The 14,814-nt window shown below is 67.5% G+C and carries 15 protein-coding genes; 11 read left to right on the plus strand and 4 right to left on the minus strand.

What is annotated here, in order from left to right; all coding sequences use genetic code 11:
* Both AC5RW2_RS01680 and AC5RW2_RS01685 read left to right on the plus strand, forming a co-directional pair.
* The gene (locus tag AC5RW2_RS01680; RefSeq protein WP_494073549.1) at window positions 1-900 is read left to right on the plus strand and encodes a bifunctional methylenetetrahydrofolate dehydrogenase/methenyltetrahydrofolate cyclohydrolase; all 900 of its coding nucleotides are present in this window, start codon (window positions 1-3) and stop codon (window positions 898-900) included.
* A gap of 811 nt (window positions 901-1,711) precedes the next feature.
* On the plus strand, window positions 1,712-2,335 hold the full coding sequence (locus tag AC5RW2_RS01685; protein WP_494073550.1) for a putative endonuclease domain-containing protein: 624 nt from the start codon (window positions 1,712-1,714) through the stop codon (window positions 2,333-2,335).
* A 290-nt stretch (window positions 2,336-2,625) separates the two neighbouring features.
* Here AC5RW2_RS01685 and AC5RW2_RS01690 read toward each other — a convergent pair whose 3' ends face one another.
* The gene (locus tag AC5RW2_RS01690; RefSeq protein ID WP_494001507.1) at window positions 2,626-4,020 is read right to left on the minus strand and encodes an MFS transporter; all 1,395 of its coding nucleotides are present in this window, start codon (window positions 4,018-4,020) and stop codon (window positions 2,626-2,628) included.
* A 281-nt stretch (window positions 4,021-4,301) separates the two neighbouring features.
* On the opposite strand from AC5RW2_RS01690, the gene AC5RW2_RS01695 reads away from it, so the two are divergent.
* Complete coding sequence (locus tag AC5RW2_RS01695) at window positions 4,302-5,207, plus strand: LysR family transcriptional regulator (protein ID WP_494073551.1); 906 nt, start codon at window positions 4,302-4,304, stop codon at window positions 5,205-5,207.
* Window positions 5,208-5,439: 232 nt separating this feature from the next.
* On the opposite strand, the gene AC5RW2_RS01700 is transcribed toward AC5RW2_RS01695, so the two are convergent.
* Window positions 5,440-6,690, minus strand: a complete 1,251-nt coding sequence (locus AC5RW2_RS01700; protein ID WP_494073552.1) for an NAD(P)/FAD-dependent oxidoreductase — start codon at window positions 6,688-6,690, stop codon at window positions 5,440-5,442.
* Here AC5RW2_RS01700 and AC5RW2_RS01705 point away from each other — a divergent pair.
* Window positions 6,671-6,847 (plus strand): hypothetical protein, encoded by a 177-nt coding sequence (locus tag AC5RW2_RS01705; RefSeq protein WP_494073553.1) that lies wholly within the window; start codon window positions 6,671-6,673, stop codon window positions 6,845-6,847. The genes AC5RW2_RS01700 and AC5RW2_RS01705 overlap by 20 nt on opposite strands.
* A 134-nt stretch (window positions 6,848-6,981) precedes the next feature.
* On the opposite strand, the gene AC5RW2_RS01710 is transcribed toward AC5RW2_RS01705, so the two are convergent.
* Window positions 6,982-7,308 carry a 2Fe-2S iron-sulfur cluster-binding protein gene (locus tag AC5RW2_RS01710; protein WP_494073554.1) on the minus strand — a complete coding sequence of 109 codons (327 nt, stop codon included), beginning with the start codon at window positions 7,306-7,308 and terminating at the stop codon, window positions 6,982-6,984.
* 60 nt (window positions 7,309-7,368) lie between these two features.
* Entirely contained in the window at window positions 7,369-8,559 is a 1,191-nt protein-coding gene (locus AC5RW2_RS01715; RefSeq protein WP_494073555.1) for a cytochrome P450, read from the minus strand.
* A 189-nt stretch (window positions 8,560-8,748) separates the two neighbouring features.
* On the opposite strand from AC5RW2_RS01715, the gene AC5RW2_RS01720 reads away from it, so the two are divergent.
* From AC5RW2_RS01720 to AC5RW2_RS01750, 7 genes are all read left to right on the plus strand, one after another.
* A complete protein-coding gene (locus AC5RW2_RS01720; RefSeq protein ID WP_494001502.1) occupies window positions 8,749-9,672 on the plus strand; it encodes a LysR substrate-binding domain-containing protein in 924 nt (307 codons plus the stop codon).
* 219 nt (window positions 9,673-9,891) lie between these two features.
* Window positions 9,892-10,830 (plus strand): ABC transporter ATP-binding protein, encoded by a 939-nt coding sequence (locus tag AC5RW2_RS01725; RefSeq protein WP_494073683.1) that lies wholly within the window; start codon window positions 9,892-9,894, stop codon window positions 10,828-10,830.
* Window positions 10,823-11,956 (plus strand): ABC transporter permease, encoded by a 1,134-nt coding sequence (locus AC5RW2_RS01730; protein WP_494073556.1) that lies wholly within the window; start codon window positions 10,823-10,825, stop codon window positions 11,954-11,956. The genes AC5RW2_RS01725 and AC5RW2_RS01730 overlap by 8 nt, the downstream gene beginning before the upstream one ends.
* The gene (locus AC5RW2_RS01735; RefSeq protein WP_494001500.1) at window positions 11,953-12,786 is read left to right on the plus strand and encodes an ABC transporter permease; all 834 of its coding nucleotides are present in this window, start codon (window positions 11,953-11,955) and stop codon (window positions 12,784-12,786) included. The genes AC5RW2_RS01730 and AC5RW2_RS01735 overlap by 4 nt, the downstream gene beginning before the upstream one ends.
* A gap of 162 nt (window positions 12,787-12,948) precedes the next feature.
* Window positions 12,949-13,308, plus strand: a complete 360-nt coding sequence (locus AC5RW2_RS01740; protein ID WP_494073557.1) for a VOC family protein — start codon at window positions 12,949-12,951, stop codon at window positions 13,306-13,308.
* A gap of 62 nt (window positions 13,309-13,370) precedes the next feature.
* Window positions 13,371-13,898 carry a hypothetical protein gene (locus AC5RW2_RS01745; RefSeq protein WP_493978594.1) on the plus strand — a complete coding sequence of 176 codons (528 nt, stop codon included), beginning with the start codon at window positions 13,371-13,373 and terminating at the stop codon, window positions 13,896-13,898.
* An 83-nt stretch (window positions 13,899-13,981) separates the two neighbouring features.
* A complete protein-coding gene (locus tag AC5RW2_RS01750; RefSeq protein WP_494073684.1) occupies window positions 13,982-14,806 on the plus strand; it encodes an exodeoxyribonuclease III in 825 nt (274 codons plus the stop codon).
* The last annotated feature ends 8 nt before the right edge of the window (window positions 14,807-14,814 follow it).

Genomic DNA, 14,814 nt, shown 5'->3' on the forward strand with positions numbered 1-14,814 from the left:
ATGAACCTCTACACGACCCCGCCGACCGCCCGCGTGCTGGACGGCAAGGCCACCGCGGCGCAAATCAAGACCGAGCTCACGGAACGGGTAGCGGCGCTCAAGGCCAGGGGCATAGTGCCCGGCCTGGGGACTGTGCTCGTCGGTGAGGACCCGGGCAGCAAATGGTACGTCGGCGGCAAGCACAAAGACTGCGCCGAAGTGGGCATCGAGTCGATCCGGCGCGACCTGCCCGACTCCGTTTCGCAGGAGGAACTCGAAGCGGTCCTCGATGAGCTCAACGCCGACCCGGCCTGCACCGGTTACATCGTGCAGCTGCCGCTGCCCAAGCACATCGACACCAACCGCATCCTGGAGAAAATCGACCCGGCCAAGGACGCCGACGGCCTGCACCCGATGAACCTGGGCCGGCTGGTGCTCAACGTGGGCGAGCCGCTGGACTCGCCGCTGCCCTGCACCCCGCACGGCTGTGTCGAGCTGCTGCTGCGCCACGACGTCGAGTTGGCGGGCAAACGCGTGCTGGTCGTCGGCCGTGGCGTCACCGTGGGGCGCCCTTTGGGCCTGTTGCTGACCCGCAAGGAGATCAACGCGACGGTGATCCTTGCCCATACCGGAACGCTCGACCTGGCGGCGGAACTGCGCGAGGCCGACGTCGTGATTGCCGCCGCCGGGATGCCGCACATGATCAAGGCATCCGACCTCAAGCCCGGCGCCGTCGTGCTGGACGTTGGGGTCAGCCGCGTCGAGGACGAGGACGGCAAGGCCCGGGTGACCGGCGACGTGGAGCCCGAGGCCCGCAACGTGGCCAGCTGGCTCTCGCCCAATCCGGGCGGCGTCGGCCCGATGACGCGCGCCATGCTGCTGGCCAACGTTGTGGGAGCCGCCGAGCGCCAGGCCGGCTGAACCTTGCGCTGAACGTCAAGAGGGCGGTGTCCGGACTCCGGACGCCGCCCTCTGACGTTTCCGGCCACGCTGCTTGGTACAGGTGGCCTTGTCCGGTAAAGCCGGCGGCCGGGCGCTTGGCCTCCGCGCGCGGCCGGAGAATCAGCGGCGGCCGGGCGCTTGGCCTCCGCGCGCTATGGACAGTCAGCGGCGGCCGGGCTGAGCCGGCAGCCGGGCGCGTGGCCTCACCGGCGGAGAGTCAGGGGCGGCCGGACTGAGCAGGCGACCAATCATGAGCGGCGGCCGAAACTGTTACGGCAGCCAATCGTCAGCAGCCCCCGGGGCGGCGGCAACCTTGGCGACAATCGACTGGTGGAAAGTTGCAGCGACACGCCGACGTTCGCTGCAGCTTTCCGCCACTCGATGACCCTGTGAATAACTTCCGCACACCCTAGCGCCGGCTCTAGATAATGTCCGGATGAGCCCAGCACACCGACCGGGACCTGAACAGCGCCTGCCACGGCTGAGGCCGCTCCCGCCACACTTGCAGGCCGCAGCGTTCACGATCGAGGACGGTCTGAAGTCGGGGCTGAGCAAGAGCCAGTTGCGCCACCCACGCCTCATCCGCATAAGCCGGGGCATCTGCACCCTCCAGCCGGCCGGTCTCGATCTCGCAGCCCGCGTGCGCCCGTTCACGAGGATCAGCGATTCGAGCGCTGCCTCACATGACACCGCGGCACGCCTTTGGGGCTTTCCCGAACCTGCCGCCGGCTTCGATCGGCGGGTTCATATCTCGCGTCCAAGCGACCGCGCACGGATGCAACGCCCCGGCGTGGCGGGCCACCAATCCCGGCTCGTCCCGGATGAAGTGGCTTGGGTGGATGGACTGTGCGTCACGACGCGCACGCGGACATGGCTGGACTTGGCCGGAACACTCGATCTGGCTGACCTGGTGGTGATAGCCGACTACCTCCTGCGCATTCCGCGGCCGGACTTCGAAGGGTGCGAGGCTCCATTCGCCACCCGGGAGGATCTCCAGGCCCTGCTGAACCGCCACCCCGGAAAGCGGGGCCTGCGCAAGGCTCGTGCAGCCTTGGCGTTGGCCCGGGTCGGAGCGGACTCTCCGCCCGAGACCAGGCTTCGGCTGGCCATGCTCAGCGCGGGATTGCCGGAACCCGAGGTGAACAAGCCGATCAGGGACGACGACGGCGCTATTCTGCACAGCCCCGACCTGTCGCTGCCTGAATACCGGATCGCCATCGAATACGAGGGCGAAGGCCACGGCCAGGCCGACCAAATCGCGCGGGACATCGAGCGGGCCGAACGGGCCCGGGCAGCAGACTGGGACGAAGTCCGGATCTCCAGGCGGCACATGGCCAACGGCGCAGACCGCGCGATCCGAAAAATCACCGCGGCACTGCAGCGGCGTGGTTGGTCCGCGGAGCAGGCTGCCTGAGCTCACAGCCGGCCCCGCAGCATGTTCTGGTGCAAAAAGACGACGCCGGTCGGGGCGTCGAAGAGCTCGACGGACCGGCCGGACACGACCGAGGCGGGCGTCCCATCGGGGCGCCGAAGAGCTCGACGCACCGGACCGACACGACCGAGGCGCGACGTCCCATCGGGCGCCAAAGAGGTCGACGCACCGAACCGACACAACCGAGGCGGGCGTCCGGCCGGAATAGCTCCGGCAGGACACCCGCCTCGGTGTTGAGTCAGCTGGGGTTACTCCAGCACAACCTTGGTGGCTTAGACGCCGGCCTTGACGGCGTCGTCGGTGGAAACTCCGCGGCGCTTGTCGAAGACGGTGGCCCCGACTTCCTGCTCGGCCTGGTTGTTGATCGACAGATCGATGCCAGGGCGGTCGCGCAGGATCAGCACGGCGATGATGGAGATGATCGTCATGCCGAACAGGTACGCCGAGACGGAGCTGCTGGTCCCGGTGGAATTGATCAGTGCCTGGGCGATGGTCGGGGCGAACGCACCGCCGAGAATTGCGCCCAGTGCGTAGGCGATCGAGACACCCGAGTACCGCACGGAGGCCGGGAAGATCTCGCTGTACCAGGCCGCCTGCGGGCCGTAGCTCAAGCCCAGGCCGAAACTGAACAGCGCCAGCGCCAGGTACAGCATCCCCAGCGAACCGGTGTCGATCAGCCAGAACAGCGGGAACACCGTCAGCAGCTGGGCGCCGAAACCAATCAGGTACGTGCGCTTGCGACCGATCTTGTCGGCCATAATGCCGGCCAGGGCGGTGAAGATGAACCACATGGCCGAGGCGAACGTGATGGCCAGCAGCACGTCGGTGCGCTCCATGCCCACTGCCTCGCTGGTGGCGTAGCTGGGGATGAACCCGCCGGTGGCCATGTACCCGGCAGAGTTGTTGCCGGCGAAGATCAACGCGGCCAGGATGACCAGCAGCCAGTGCTTGCGGAACAGTTCCACGATGGGGACCTTCTGCTGCTGCTTCTTGTCGGCAATCTCCTTGAACACCGGGGACTCGTCCACCGAGCGGCGAACCATGTAGCCGATGGCGATCAACACGACGCTGAGCAGGAACGGGATGCGCCAGCCCCACTCAAGGAACGCCTCGCCGGGGGAGATCACGCCGGTCATCAAAGTCATGACGCCCGAAGCGAGCAGCATGCCGAGTGGAACACCCAGCTGGGGGAAGGAACCTGCCCGGCCGCGGCGGTCACGCGGGGCGTGCTCTACGGCCATCAGGACGGCGCCGCCCCATTCGCCGCCGGCGGAGATGCCCTGCAGGATGCGCAGCGAGAGCAGCAGCACCGGGGCCAGGATTCCGGCCGTCTCGTAGGTTGGCAGGATGCCGATCAGCGTCGTCGCTGCACCCATCATCATCAGCGTGATGACCAGCATGGCGCGGCGTCCGAGCTTGTCGCCGTAGTGGCCCGCCAGGAAGGCGCCCAGCGGCCGGAACAGGAAGCTGATGCCAACGGAGGCGAAGGCAAGGAGCAGCCCGATGGATTCGCCGGCCGGCTCGAAGAAGAGGTGCGCGAAGACCAGGCCCGCTGCCGTGGCGTAGATGAAAAAGTCGTACCACTCGATGGTGGTGCCGATGATGGTGGCAAACGCGACGCGACGCTGATTGGCGGCGGACGATTGCCCGGAAACTGTAGTGCTCATAGTTGTCCTCTTGGGTCGGTCACACCGAGGAGGCCGGCGCGACCAGATGGGTGGAGCTTAGGCGGGCGGGAACAACGAGGCCGGGGTTTCGGCCCGGGTCGTATGGTTCCGCCGCCGGGTCTGCTTGGCAGCCCGGCGATGCCCGCCGGTTGGGATCAGCCACCATTCGGGGCAGAACGTTGAACGTGACAACCATTGTGACACGCCTCGCAATCCTCGGTAAACTTCAGATAAGCGGCTAACTTCTTTGATTGGACTGAAATACTGTGGTCGATTTCACCTTGCGACAGCTTCAACTCTTCGCTGCCCTCCCGGACCATCCGACACTGAGCTCGGCTGCCGCCAGCCTGAACATCTCGGAGTCCGCGCTGTCGCAGGCCATCACGGCCCTCGAACGGGCCGCGGGTGAGCAGCTCTGCGTGCGGCGAAAGGCTCGCGGCCTCCAGCTGACGCCGTCGGGCCAGTTCTTCGCGCAACGGGCTCGACTGCTGCTGCGCGATGCGGAAGCACTGATCAGCGACCTCTCAGGCGCAGCCGGCGAACTGAAGGGACCGGTGCGGTTGGGGTGCTTCGCGAGCTTCGCCAGCAGCGTCCTGCCCTCTGTGCTCGATCGCCTGCCCGAACAGTATCCGGGCATCAGCGTGGACGTCACGGTCGGCTCCCACGACGACCTGCTGCCCGCCCTGGACGCCGGGCTGCTGGACCTGGCCATGGTCTACGACATGGAGCTCCCGGCCGGGTACAGCCAGCGCACCATCTATCAGACCGAGTTGCAGGCGGTGCTGCCGCCGGAACATCCCTTGGCCGGGCAGCCAACGGTGGATTTGGCGGACCTCGCCGCCGAACCCCTCATCATGTACGAGTCGAGTCCGAGCACGGCGAACACGTATCGCGTCTTTGAGGAACGCGGCCTGCGCCCGTACGTCGCCACGTCCATGCCGCAGGCGGTGCTGGTGCAGGCACTCGTCGGGCGGGGGCTGGGGTACGCGCTGCTGATGTCACGGCCGGCCGCCCCGGCCGTGACGGTCGAAGGCAGACCGGTCGCGGTGCGGCCGCTATCGCCGCCCGTATCGCAGACGACCATGTGTGCGATCTGGCCGGACACCATGGTCCTCAGCCCCAGGGCCGAGGCGGTGCTGGGCCATGCAGTGCAGGCACTGGGCAGCGGCGGAGGCACCGCAACCTGACCCGCCGCCCGGCACCTGACCCGCCACCACCTGACCTGCCGCCGGGCACCTGGCCCGCCACCACCTGACCTGCCGCTGGGCACCTGGCCCGCCACCACCTGACCTGCCGCCGGGCACTTGGCCCGCCACCACCTGACCTGCCGCCGGGCACCTGGCCCGCCACCAGCTGACCGGCCGCCACCTGACCCGCCACCCGCCACCTGACTCGCTGCCCGCCGCACCGGCGGTGTTGTTAGAGCGCTGCCGGCTGCAGTTTGGAGTGGGCCTTGAGGTCGAAGGCGGGGTCGGCGGCTTGGCCGGGGGTGAGGGCGGCGCCGGCGGCGAGGAGGCGGCGGGCGGCCATGTGGTCCGCGGGCTGGTTGACGGATTCGACGGCGGCGAGGGTGCCGTTGCGGAAGCAGAAGACGGAAAACTTTTCGTCGGCGGGGTCTCCGCGGAGCACAACGTCGTCGCCGGGAGCAACCAGTCCGGCGATCTGCAGGCGCAGCGGCCCCTGGTTGGACCAGAACCAGGGCAGATCCGCGTAGCCGCCGGTCCCGGTGCCGAGGATGACGCGGGCGGCATGCCGGGCCTGGTCGGTGGCGTTCTGCACGGATTCGAGCCGGGTGCGGGTGCCGGCGTGGGCGTTGGGGAAGGATGCGCAGTCGCCGATGGCGTAGATGTCCGGGTCGGAGGTGCGCAGGGTGGCGTCCACGGTGATGCCATTGTCCACCTCGAGGCCGGCGGCAGACGCGAGTTCGGTGCGCGGGATGACGCCGACACCGACAAGGACCAGGTCGGCGCGGTAGCGTTCGCCGGTGGTGCTGATGGCGGCGGTGACGTGCCCGGTCTCGTCGGCGTCGAAGGAGGCGATGCCTTCGCCCAGGCGCAGGTTCACGCTTAGGCGCCGGTGGGCGGCGGCGAAGAACGCGCTCATGGTGGGGGTCAGGGCCCGGCCCATGGGCCGGTCGGCGTATTCGAGGACGGTGACGTCCAGGCCGCGGGCGCGGGCGGCGGCGGCGAACTCCAGGCCGATGAAGCCGGCGCCGATGACGACGACGGAGCCCACCGTGTCGAGGCGGGCGTGCAGGGTCTGGGCGTCGGTGAGGGTGCGCAGGCCGTGGATGCCTGCCAAGCCGGCGCCGGGGACGCTTAGTTCGCGGTTGGCGGCCCCGGTGGCGAGCACCAGCTTCGTGTAGGACAGGGTGGTGCCGTCGTCGAGGGTGACGGTCTTGGCGGCCCGGTCGATGGAGGTGGCGCGCACACCGAGGCGGGCGTCGACGTCGTTGGTGGTGAAGAATTTTTCCGGGCGCAGCGGCAGCGGGGCCGGGGTCTTTCCGGCGGCCAGGTAGTCCTTGGACAGCGGGGGCCGCTGGTAGGGGTGGTGCGGCTCTTCGCCGAGCAGGGTGATGGCCCCGGTGTGGCCTTCCTTGCGCAGCGAATCCACCAGCTGGATGCCGGCCTGGCCGTTGCCAACAATGACGATGTTTTCCGGGCTGTTCATGGAGGGCCTTTCGGTGCGGGACGTGCAGGCGGGCGCAACGGCCCGGTTACCCCTGCTCGTCGGGGATGTCGACTTCGAGTTCGTCGAAGTGGTCGCCGGCGGTGAGTTGGCACCCAGGCGGCTGCGGGCCGTGTCGCGGGGAGATGCGGTGCCTTGATCCTAGGACCGCACCCGGCCGTCGCGGTGGTTCGACGTGGCGGCTTCGGTCAGCATTGGTTGCGGGCCGCTCCCACAGGCCGCGGCGCCGGGCAGCACGGCGGCCGCCGCAGCGGCCGCCGTTGGCCGGACGGCTCAGATCTGGTCGTCGGGGACGTCGACTTCGATCTGTTCGAGGCCGTCGCCGACCGTAATCTGGCAGCCGAGCCGGCTGCGGGTTTCGACGCGGGGGCCGGCGGTGCAGTCGAGCATTTCGTCTTCGTCGTCGCCGATTTCCGGCAGGCCGTCAAGGTATTCGGGGCGGACGTAGACGTGGCAGGTGGCGCACATGGCCTGGCCGCCGCATTCGCCGACGATGCCGTCGACGCCGTTGGTCACGGCGGCGCGCATCAGGGAGGTGCCGGGGTCGACGTCGAGCACGTCAACGTTGCCGTCAGAGTGGTGGAAGCTGATCTTTGCCATGGGAAATTGTCCTTGCTGTGGGCGCTGGTTTGGGTGGACGGAAGGGTGCGCGGGCCGGTCTTAGCCCCAGAGCACCGGGAATTTGGTCATGCCGCGGAAGACCCAGCCGGCGTCGACCGGCGCGTTGTCCGGATCCAGGCGGAGGTTCGGCAGTTCGCGGAAAACCTGCGGCATGGCAATGTGTGCCACCGAAGCGCGTGCCACCCAGGCGCCCGCGCAGAAGTGGTTGCCGCCGCCGAATGCCAGGTGCGGCTTCTTTTCCCGGTTGATGTTGAAGGATTCGGGGTCCTCGAACACCGCCGGGTCGCGGTTGGCTGCGCCGACGACGATGCCCAGCCGCGCACCGGCCGGCAGCTGCATGCCTTCCACGACGGTGTCGCGCGTGACCTCCCGTGGGTACATGCCGATGGGTGCGACCCAGCGCACGGACTCCTCGAAGGCGCGCGCGTAGAGGGATTCGTCAGCGAGCACCTGCGCCAACTGGTCCGGGTTGGCCAGCAGCGCCCACACGGTGGTGCCCAGGACGTCGCGCGGTTCGTTGAGGCCGCCCCCGATGGTCATCTTCATGTTCGCCCGGATGGCCTCGAGCGGGATCGGCATGGAGGTGAGCCCGGACAGCAGGCTGGCATCCGGATTCTTGCGCAGGTAGGGCAGGATTTCATCGATCGCGTCGTCGACTTCGTTGTACGACTGCTCCGACTTGCTCCAGACGTCCGGGTCGTCCGCGTAGTTGCCGGTGCCGTCGATCATGGTCTGCGACCAACGCTGCATGTCTTCCTGGGTGGCATTGTGGAAGCCCATGATCAGACGCAGGTTTTCCGCGGCGTAGGGAGCGGCATACTCCCAGACAAAGTCGGCGCCCGGGCCGGCCGCCTTTAACTGCGCCAGGTATTTGTCGCTGTTGGCCTGGAAGATGGCGTTCCAGTGCTCCTTGATGGCTTTGGGCCGCAGCACGTTCCCGTAGGATTTCCGGTCCACCTCATGCTCCGGGTCGTCCTTGCGCAGCATCGAGTGGCCCATGGCCCGCTTCATGAGCGAATTGGTCTCGTTGGCCGAAAAACGCTCCTGGTCCTGCTCGATCACGTGGCAGGCCTGGTAGCTGGTAACCATGTACCGGTTGACGGCGGGCACCCAGTGCACGGGCGCTTCGGCCCGCAGCTTCTGATAGATCGGATACGGGTTCCGGTAGAGATCCGGGATGGTGACCCAATCCGCGGTGGGAACCGGGCGGGCTTCGGTGGCGGCGGTCATTCTCGCTCTCCTCGTCGTGTTGGTCCGGAAACGGGTTGCCGGATCCTTGCCGGCGGGCCTCGCACCGTGCCCGGCGTGAGGTTTGTCTCCCACGAGTGTGACAGCAGGCATATCCGCCGGTAAAGTGCATAAAGAGAGGAAATATCCCCCGAAATACTTTGGTTATATCCCTGCGGCGCAGGAGGCGCGTTGGTTCGGTACACGCTGCGGCAGCTGGCGTACTTTGTCGCAGTGGCAGAGGCCGGCACGATTGCCGCCGCCGCCGACGAACTCCATGTCTCACAGACGGCAGTGGCCGCGGCAGTGAAGGAACTGGAGCGTATTTTCGGCACGCAGCTCACGGTCCGCCGCAAGGCACACGGCGTCAGCCTGACACCTGCAGGCCGGCAACTGCACGCCCGCGCCGCAACCTTCCTGCGGGAGGCGGAGGAGCTGGAGCTGAGCACCAGCAGCGGCGGGGGAGAGCTGGCCGGCCCGCTGGTGGTGGGCTGCTATCTGACGTTGGCGCCGACTGTTCTGCCCGGGCTGCTGGAGCGTTTCGCCGCCGAGCATCCCAAGGTGCAGTTGGACTTCGTCGAAGGCACCCAGGATGCCGTGCAGGACAAGCTGTTCACGGGAGAGCTGGACCTGGCCATCGTCTACGACATGGACCTGCGGCCGGGACTGGAGTCGGTGCAGCTGGGCGCCATGCATGCCTACGCGCTATTGCCGGCCGACCACCGGCTGGCCGGCCGGGAGGCGGTGAGCTTGGCCGACCTGGCCGAGGAGCCAATGATCCTGCTCGATGCACCGCCGAGCAGCCATCACACGATGTCGGTGTTTCGTGACGCTTCCGTCGTGCCGAAAATCAAGTACCGCACCACTGACTTCGAGCTGACCCGCTCGCTGGTCGGGCGGGGTATCGGCTACTCGGTCCTGGTGCAGCGGCCGTCCGGCGATGCCACCTATGAAGGCCGGACTTTCACCGCGTTGCCAATCGAGCCGGCGGTCCGCCCGGTTGGCGTGAAGATCGTCTGGCCCGAAGGGGTCAGGCTGACCGACCGGGCCGCGGAGGTGGTCAGGTATGCGGTCGAGGCCCATGCGCCCCGCCAGAGTGGCGGCTCTGGCCGATGAGTCGTCCCCGCCGGCCGCGGGGCCTCACCGCCGGCGGCGCCGCCGGGCGCAACCACCGGCGGCCGCGCCGGGGAGCTACCGCCGGCGGCCGCGGCGCCTCAGCTTGGTCAGGCCCTGCTGCCACTCGGACACGCCGGAGGCTAAAATCCCGATTGGCTTTCCTCAATCGCTAGTGTGATCTAGGCTATAGCAGTGCCTCAAACATCTCTCTCACACCGGTTGCCTCAGCGAACCTCCGCGGCCGTCATTTCCGCCCGGGACGTCGTGAAGACCTACGGCAATTTCAACGCCGTCGACGGTATCTCCTTTGAAGTCCCGGCGGGGGAGTCGTTCGGGCTGCTCGGCCCCAACGGTGCGGGCAAGTCCACGACGATGCGGATGATCGGCGGCGTGTCGCAGCGGACGTCCGGCGAACTGAGCATCATGGGCCTGGACCCGGACCGACACGGGCCGGAGGTGCGGGCGCATCTGGGCGTGGTGCCGCAGCAGGACAACCTGGACGAGGAACTGAAGGTCCGCGACAACCTGATCGTTTACGGCCGCTACTTCGGGCTGCCGTACTCCTACCTGCGGCCCAAGGCGGACGAACTGCTGGAGTTCGCGCAGCTGACGGACAAGGCCAAGGCGAAGGTCGATGCCCTCTCCGGCGGCATGAAACGGCGGCTGACCATCGCCCGTTCGCTGATGAACGATCCGAAGGTTCTGCTGCTCGACGAGCCGACCACCGGACTCGATCCGCAGGCGCGCCACATCCTCTGGGACCGGCTCTTCCGGCTCAAGGAAGCGGGCGTGACCCTGATCCTGACCACGCACTACATGGACGAGGCCGAGCAGCTGTGCGACCGGCTCATCGTGGTGGACAAGGGCAAGATCATGGCGGAAGGGTCGCCGTCAGCCCTGATCCGCGAACATTCCACCCGCGAGGTCCTCGAGCTTCGGTTCGGTTCCGAGCGGAATACCACCGTGGCCCCGGAGCTGGCCGGCATCGGGGAGCGGCTCGAAACGCTGCCGGACCGTGTGCTGGTCTATGCCGACGACGGCGAGGCGGCCCTCGAGCAGGTGTCCAACCGGGGCCTGCGCCCGATCACGTCCCTGGTCCGGCGCTCCAGCCTGGAGGACGTCTTCCTCCGGCTGACCGGCAGGAGCCTCATTGACTGAGCAACGGCCCCCGCAGGTGCCGGGCGGGCAGGACATGGAGACCACGGCGCGCCCGGCCGAAGAAATCGCGGCGCACGGGTCCAAAGACACCACGGCGCGCGCGTCCCAAGAAACTCCGGTCCGGGCGGCCGAAGAATCACCGGCGCCCGCGGCCCAAGAGTCCGGGCGAACCGCGACCGCTGCAGCCTCCGTACCGCACGCCGCTGCCGCCGCGGGCTCGGTCGATGCGCGTAGCCCGGAGCAGCTGTCACTGCGGGAAATCGACGCCCTGACGCGGCCAGTCACCGGCCTGCGCTCGCCGCTGACCCCGCTGCAGTCGGCCGAGCGCGCCCGGACCTTTGGCTCCATCTACTTCCTGGAGCATTGGCTGCGGCAGTTGCGCGGCTACGGCTGGACCGTCTTGATGACGGCGGTCGGCACGCCGCTGGTATACCTGTTTGCCATGGGCGTGGGGCTCGCCACGTTGGTGGACGCCAACACCAACGCCTCGCTCGACGCCGGAAACGGCCAGTCCGTACCGTACCTGGTCTTCGTGGCGCCTGCCCTCCTGGCGACCGCGGCGATCATGGTGGCCAGCGAAGAGAACACGTACTCGGTGATGTCGGGGTTCCGATGGCGCAAGACCTACTTCGGTCCCAACGCCTCGCCGCTGCAGAGCCACCAACTGGTCAATGGGCACTCGTTGGGCGTGCTGGCCCGCCTGCTGCTGACCACCGGCTTGTATTTCCTCTGCCTGGTCATCTTCGGCGCGGTAACCGAGGCCACCGCCTGGCTGATGGTCATCACGGCGGCCCTGGGCGGGATGGCCTTCGGGCTGCCGCTGATGGCGTACTCGGCCAGCATCGAAGAAGACCGCGGCCAGTTCGCGCTGGTGCAGCGGTTCATCGTGATGCCGCTGTTCCTCTTCTCCGGCACGTTCTTTCCGCTGGAGGCCATGCCGTTGGTGGTGCGCTGGATCGGATGGATCTCGCCGCTGTGGCATTCGACGGAGCTGGGCCGGGTGCTCAGCTACGGCTATGTTGAACCGGCCTGGCTGACCGTGCTGCACGTCGCCTACCTTGCCGTCCTCTGCGCGGCCGGCTGGGTCTTCGCGCGCCGCATCTATATCAGGAGGCTGGGCAAATGAGCCAGCACGTTCTCCCGCAGCCGCCGCGGCTCGAGCCTGCGCGCCGCCCGTTTGGCTCGCTCTATGCCGGCAACGTGCGGGCGGTCTTCGCCCGCGGCGTCAAGGCGACCTGGGGAACCAACTGGGCGATCATGGTCAGCGGCTTCGTCGAGCCGGTCCTCTACCTGGTGGCGATGGGGATCGGACTGGGCTCGCTGATCGGCACGATAAGCGGCCCCGGCGGCACCGAGATCGGTTATGCGAACTACATTGCGCCGGCGCTGCTGGCCGTCTCGGCGATGAACGGCGCGGTGTACGACTCCACCTGGAACGTCTTCTTCAAACTGAACTTTGCCAAGCTCTACGAAGGCATGTTGTACACCTCTTTGGGACCGCTGGACGTGGCGCTCGGCGAGATCCTGCTGGCGCTGATGCGAGGAGCGCTCTACGCCACCGGCTTTACCGCGGTGATGGGGGCGATGGGGTTGATCACCTCGCCCTGGGCGCTGTTGATGATCCCCGCAGCCGTGGTGGTGGCCTTCGGCTTCGCTTCCTTCGGCATGGCGATCACCAGCTACATGAAAACGTTCCAGCAGATGGACTGGATCAACTTCATCATGCTCCCGATGTTCCTGTTCTCTGCGACTTTCTATCCGCTCAGCGTCTACCCGGAGCCGATCCAGTGGCTGATCCAGGCATTCCCGCTCTGGCACGGCGTGGAACTGCTGCGCCAGCTCAGCGTCGGCGCCTTCACCGCCGCCACCTGGATCCACGTGGCGTACTTCCTGGTCATGATCGTGCTCGGGCTGATCCTGACCACTGGCAGGCTGCGCAAGCTCTTCCTGAACTGACCGCGGACCGACGTGCGGCGGGCGGGACCGCGGACCGACGGCCGGCGGGCGCGGACCGCGAGGTGCGGCGGGCGGGCTGCCGCCTTGTCCTTGCCACACCCTTGCGGCGCATCAATGATGGAGACACCGTCCAAAGGCCCGAACCAACTAAGGAGCTGGCACATGATCGGCACGTGGCAGGCACTGGTCATCGATTGTCCGGACAGCGACGCCCTGGCCACCTTTTACGAGGAGCTGCTGGGCATGATCCGGGTCCAACAGGACGACGACGGCTGGATCAGCATCGGGGATGCCCCGGACCGGCCGGCCATCGCCTTCCAGCAGGTCCGGGATTACGAACCGCCCCAGTGGCCGGGACAGGAGCATCCCCAGCAGATGCATGTTGACGTCAGGGTCCGGGACCTGGACATCGCCGAAGGACTGGTACTCCAGCTGGGAGCCACGAGCATGGACTCGGGCACCGAGACCTTCAGGGTGTACCTGGACCCGGCCGGGCACCCGTTCTGCCTGGTGCAGTGGTAGCGGGCGCTGAGCCGTGGGCGGACACGGCGCACGCAGGCGCGCGGATTTGAGAGAATAGGCCCATGCGATCAATTGGTCCCGAGTCTTCCGTTTCGTCCACCGCCCGCCAGCTGCCGTTCAAGGCCGGCAACATCAGTCTGGCAGTGCTGGTGCTTGTCTTCCTGGTCGCGGTCATCTTTGCCGCCAATGAGAACGACGTCATCGGCTGGATCGTCGTCGCGGTGTCGCTGGCATGGCTGGCCCTGGCCGCCTTCGTGGTGTTCAGCGTCCGCGGTGCCACCCGCAAGGCGAAGGAGAAGCTGGCCAACGTGCAGGCCGATTACGCCGGGCGGGTCAACCCCGCTCCCGGCGGCGGCACAGCCCTCGTCGAGGAAGAAATCTCCAGGGCGAACGCCGTGCGGGACGAAAAGCTGGACCACAGCTTCAAGATCATCCAGGTGCAGGCCAAGGTGATCCGCGACTACCGCGGCAAAGACGAGGGCATGGTTGACCGGGCGCTGGAAACGGTAGAGATCACGGCCCACAACGGCCGCGGCATGATCCGCAAGGAAGACGGCGGCGGAACGGTCAGCGGCACAGTTGTTGGCTGAACTGAAGGGTTGGGTAAGGTAGTCGGGTGACTTTGGCAACCGTTTCCACCCCACCGACCACCTCCCACGACGCCGCCGGCGGACTGATCCAGGCAGGCAAGACACTGCGGATTGCCAGCGTCAACGTCAATGGCATCCGCGCCGCCTACAAGCGCGGGATGGCCGACTGGCTGGCCGTCCGGGACGTGGACATCCTCTGCCTGCAGGAGGTGCGCGCACCGGACGCGGTAGTACGTGAGCTGCTGGGCAGCGACTGGCACATTCTGCATGCCGAAGCCGAGGCCAAGGGCCGCGCCGGTGTCGCCATCGCCTCCCGCGTGGAGCCCACTGCCACCCGCAGCCACATCGGCGATGAGTACTTTCTCTCCGCCGGCCGCTGGGTGGAGGCCGACTTTGCGGTGGACGGCATCGACGGCGAAAAGACCCTGACGGTGGTGAGCGCCTACGTCCATTCCGGCGAGGTGGACACCCCCAAGCAGGTGGACAAGTACCGTTTCCTGGGCGCCATGTGCCACCGCCTGCCGCAGCTGAAGGCCGAGCGGGACTACGCGCTGGTCGTCGGCGACCTGAACGTGGGCCACACCGAGCTGGACATCAAGAACTGGAAGGGCAACGTCAAGCGTGCCGGCTTCCTGCCCGAGGAACGGGCCTACTTCGACCGCTTCTTCGGCGAGGAGATCGGTTGGCGCGATGTGCACCGGTCGCTGGCCGGGGATGTCAGCGGTCCCTACACCTGGTGGTCCTGGCGCGGCCAGGCCTTCGACAACGACTCCGGCTGGCGCATCGATTACCAGGTGGCCACCCCGTCGCTGGCCGATCTCGCGACGACCGCCGCCGTCGACCGTGCCGCCACCTACGACGCCCGATTCTCCGACCACGCACCGCTGGTCGTCGACTACCAGTTCTAGGAAGCATC

The organism is Arthrobacter sp. B0316-1-20, from assembly GCF_059091865.1.

What these genes read in the sequence shown, in the direction of transcription:
- AC5RW2_RS01710 (WP_494073554.1), bottom strand. Translation starts at nt 7,308, where the DNA reads ATGGCAAAGATCAGCTTCCACCACTCTGACGGCAACGTTGACGTGCTC.
- AC5RW2_RS01715 (WP_494073555.1), bottom strand. Translation starts at nt 8,559, where the DNA reads ATGACCGCCGCCACCGAAGCCCGCCCGGTTCCCACCGCGGATTGGGTC.
- AC5RW2_RS01745 (WP_493978594.1), top strand. Translation starts at nt 13,371, where the DNA reads ATGCGATCAATTGGTCCCGAGTCTTCCGTTTCGTCCACCGCCCGCCAG.
- AC5RW2_RS01705 (WP_494073553.1), top strand. Translation starts at nt 6,671, where the DNA reads ATGTTTTCCGGGCTGTTCATGGAGGGCCTTTCGGTGCGGGACGTGCAG.
- AC5RW2_RS01680 (WP_494073549.1), top strand. Translation starts at nt 1, where the DNA reads ATGAACCTCTACACGACCCCGCCGACCGCCCGCGTGCTGGACGGCAAG.
- AC5RW2_RS01740 (WP_494073557.1), top strand. Translation starts at nt 12,949, where the DNA reads ATGATCGGCACGTGGCAGGCACTGGTCATCGATTGTCCGGACAGCGAC.
- AC5RW2_RS01735 (WP_494001500.1), top strand. Translation starts at nt 11,953, where the DNA reads ATGAGCCAGCACGTTCTCCCGCAGCCGCCGCGGCTCGAGCCTGCGCGC.
- AC5RW2_RS01700 (WP_494073552.1), bottom strand. Translation starts at nt 6,690, where the DNA reads ATGAACAGCCCGGAAAACATCGTCATTGTTGGCAACGGCCAGGCCGGC.
- AC5RW2_RS01690 (WP_494001507.1), bottom strand. Translation starts at nt 4,020, where the DNA reads ATGAGCACTACAGTTTCCGGGCAATCGTCCGCCGCCAATCAGCGTCGC.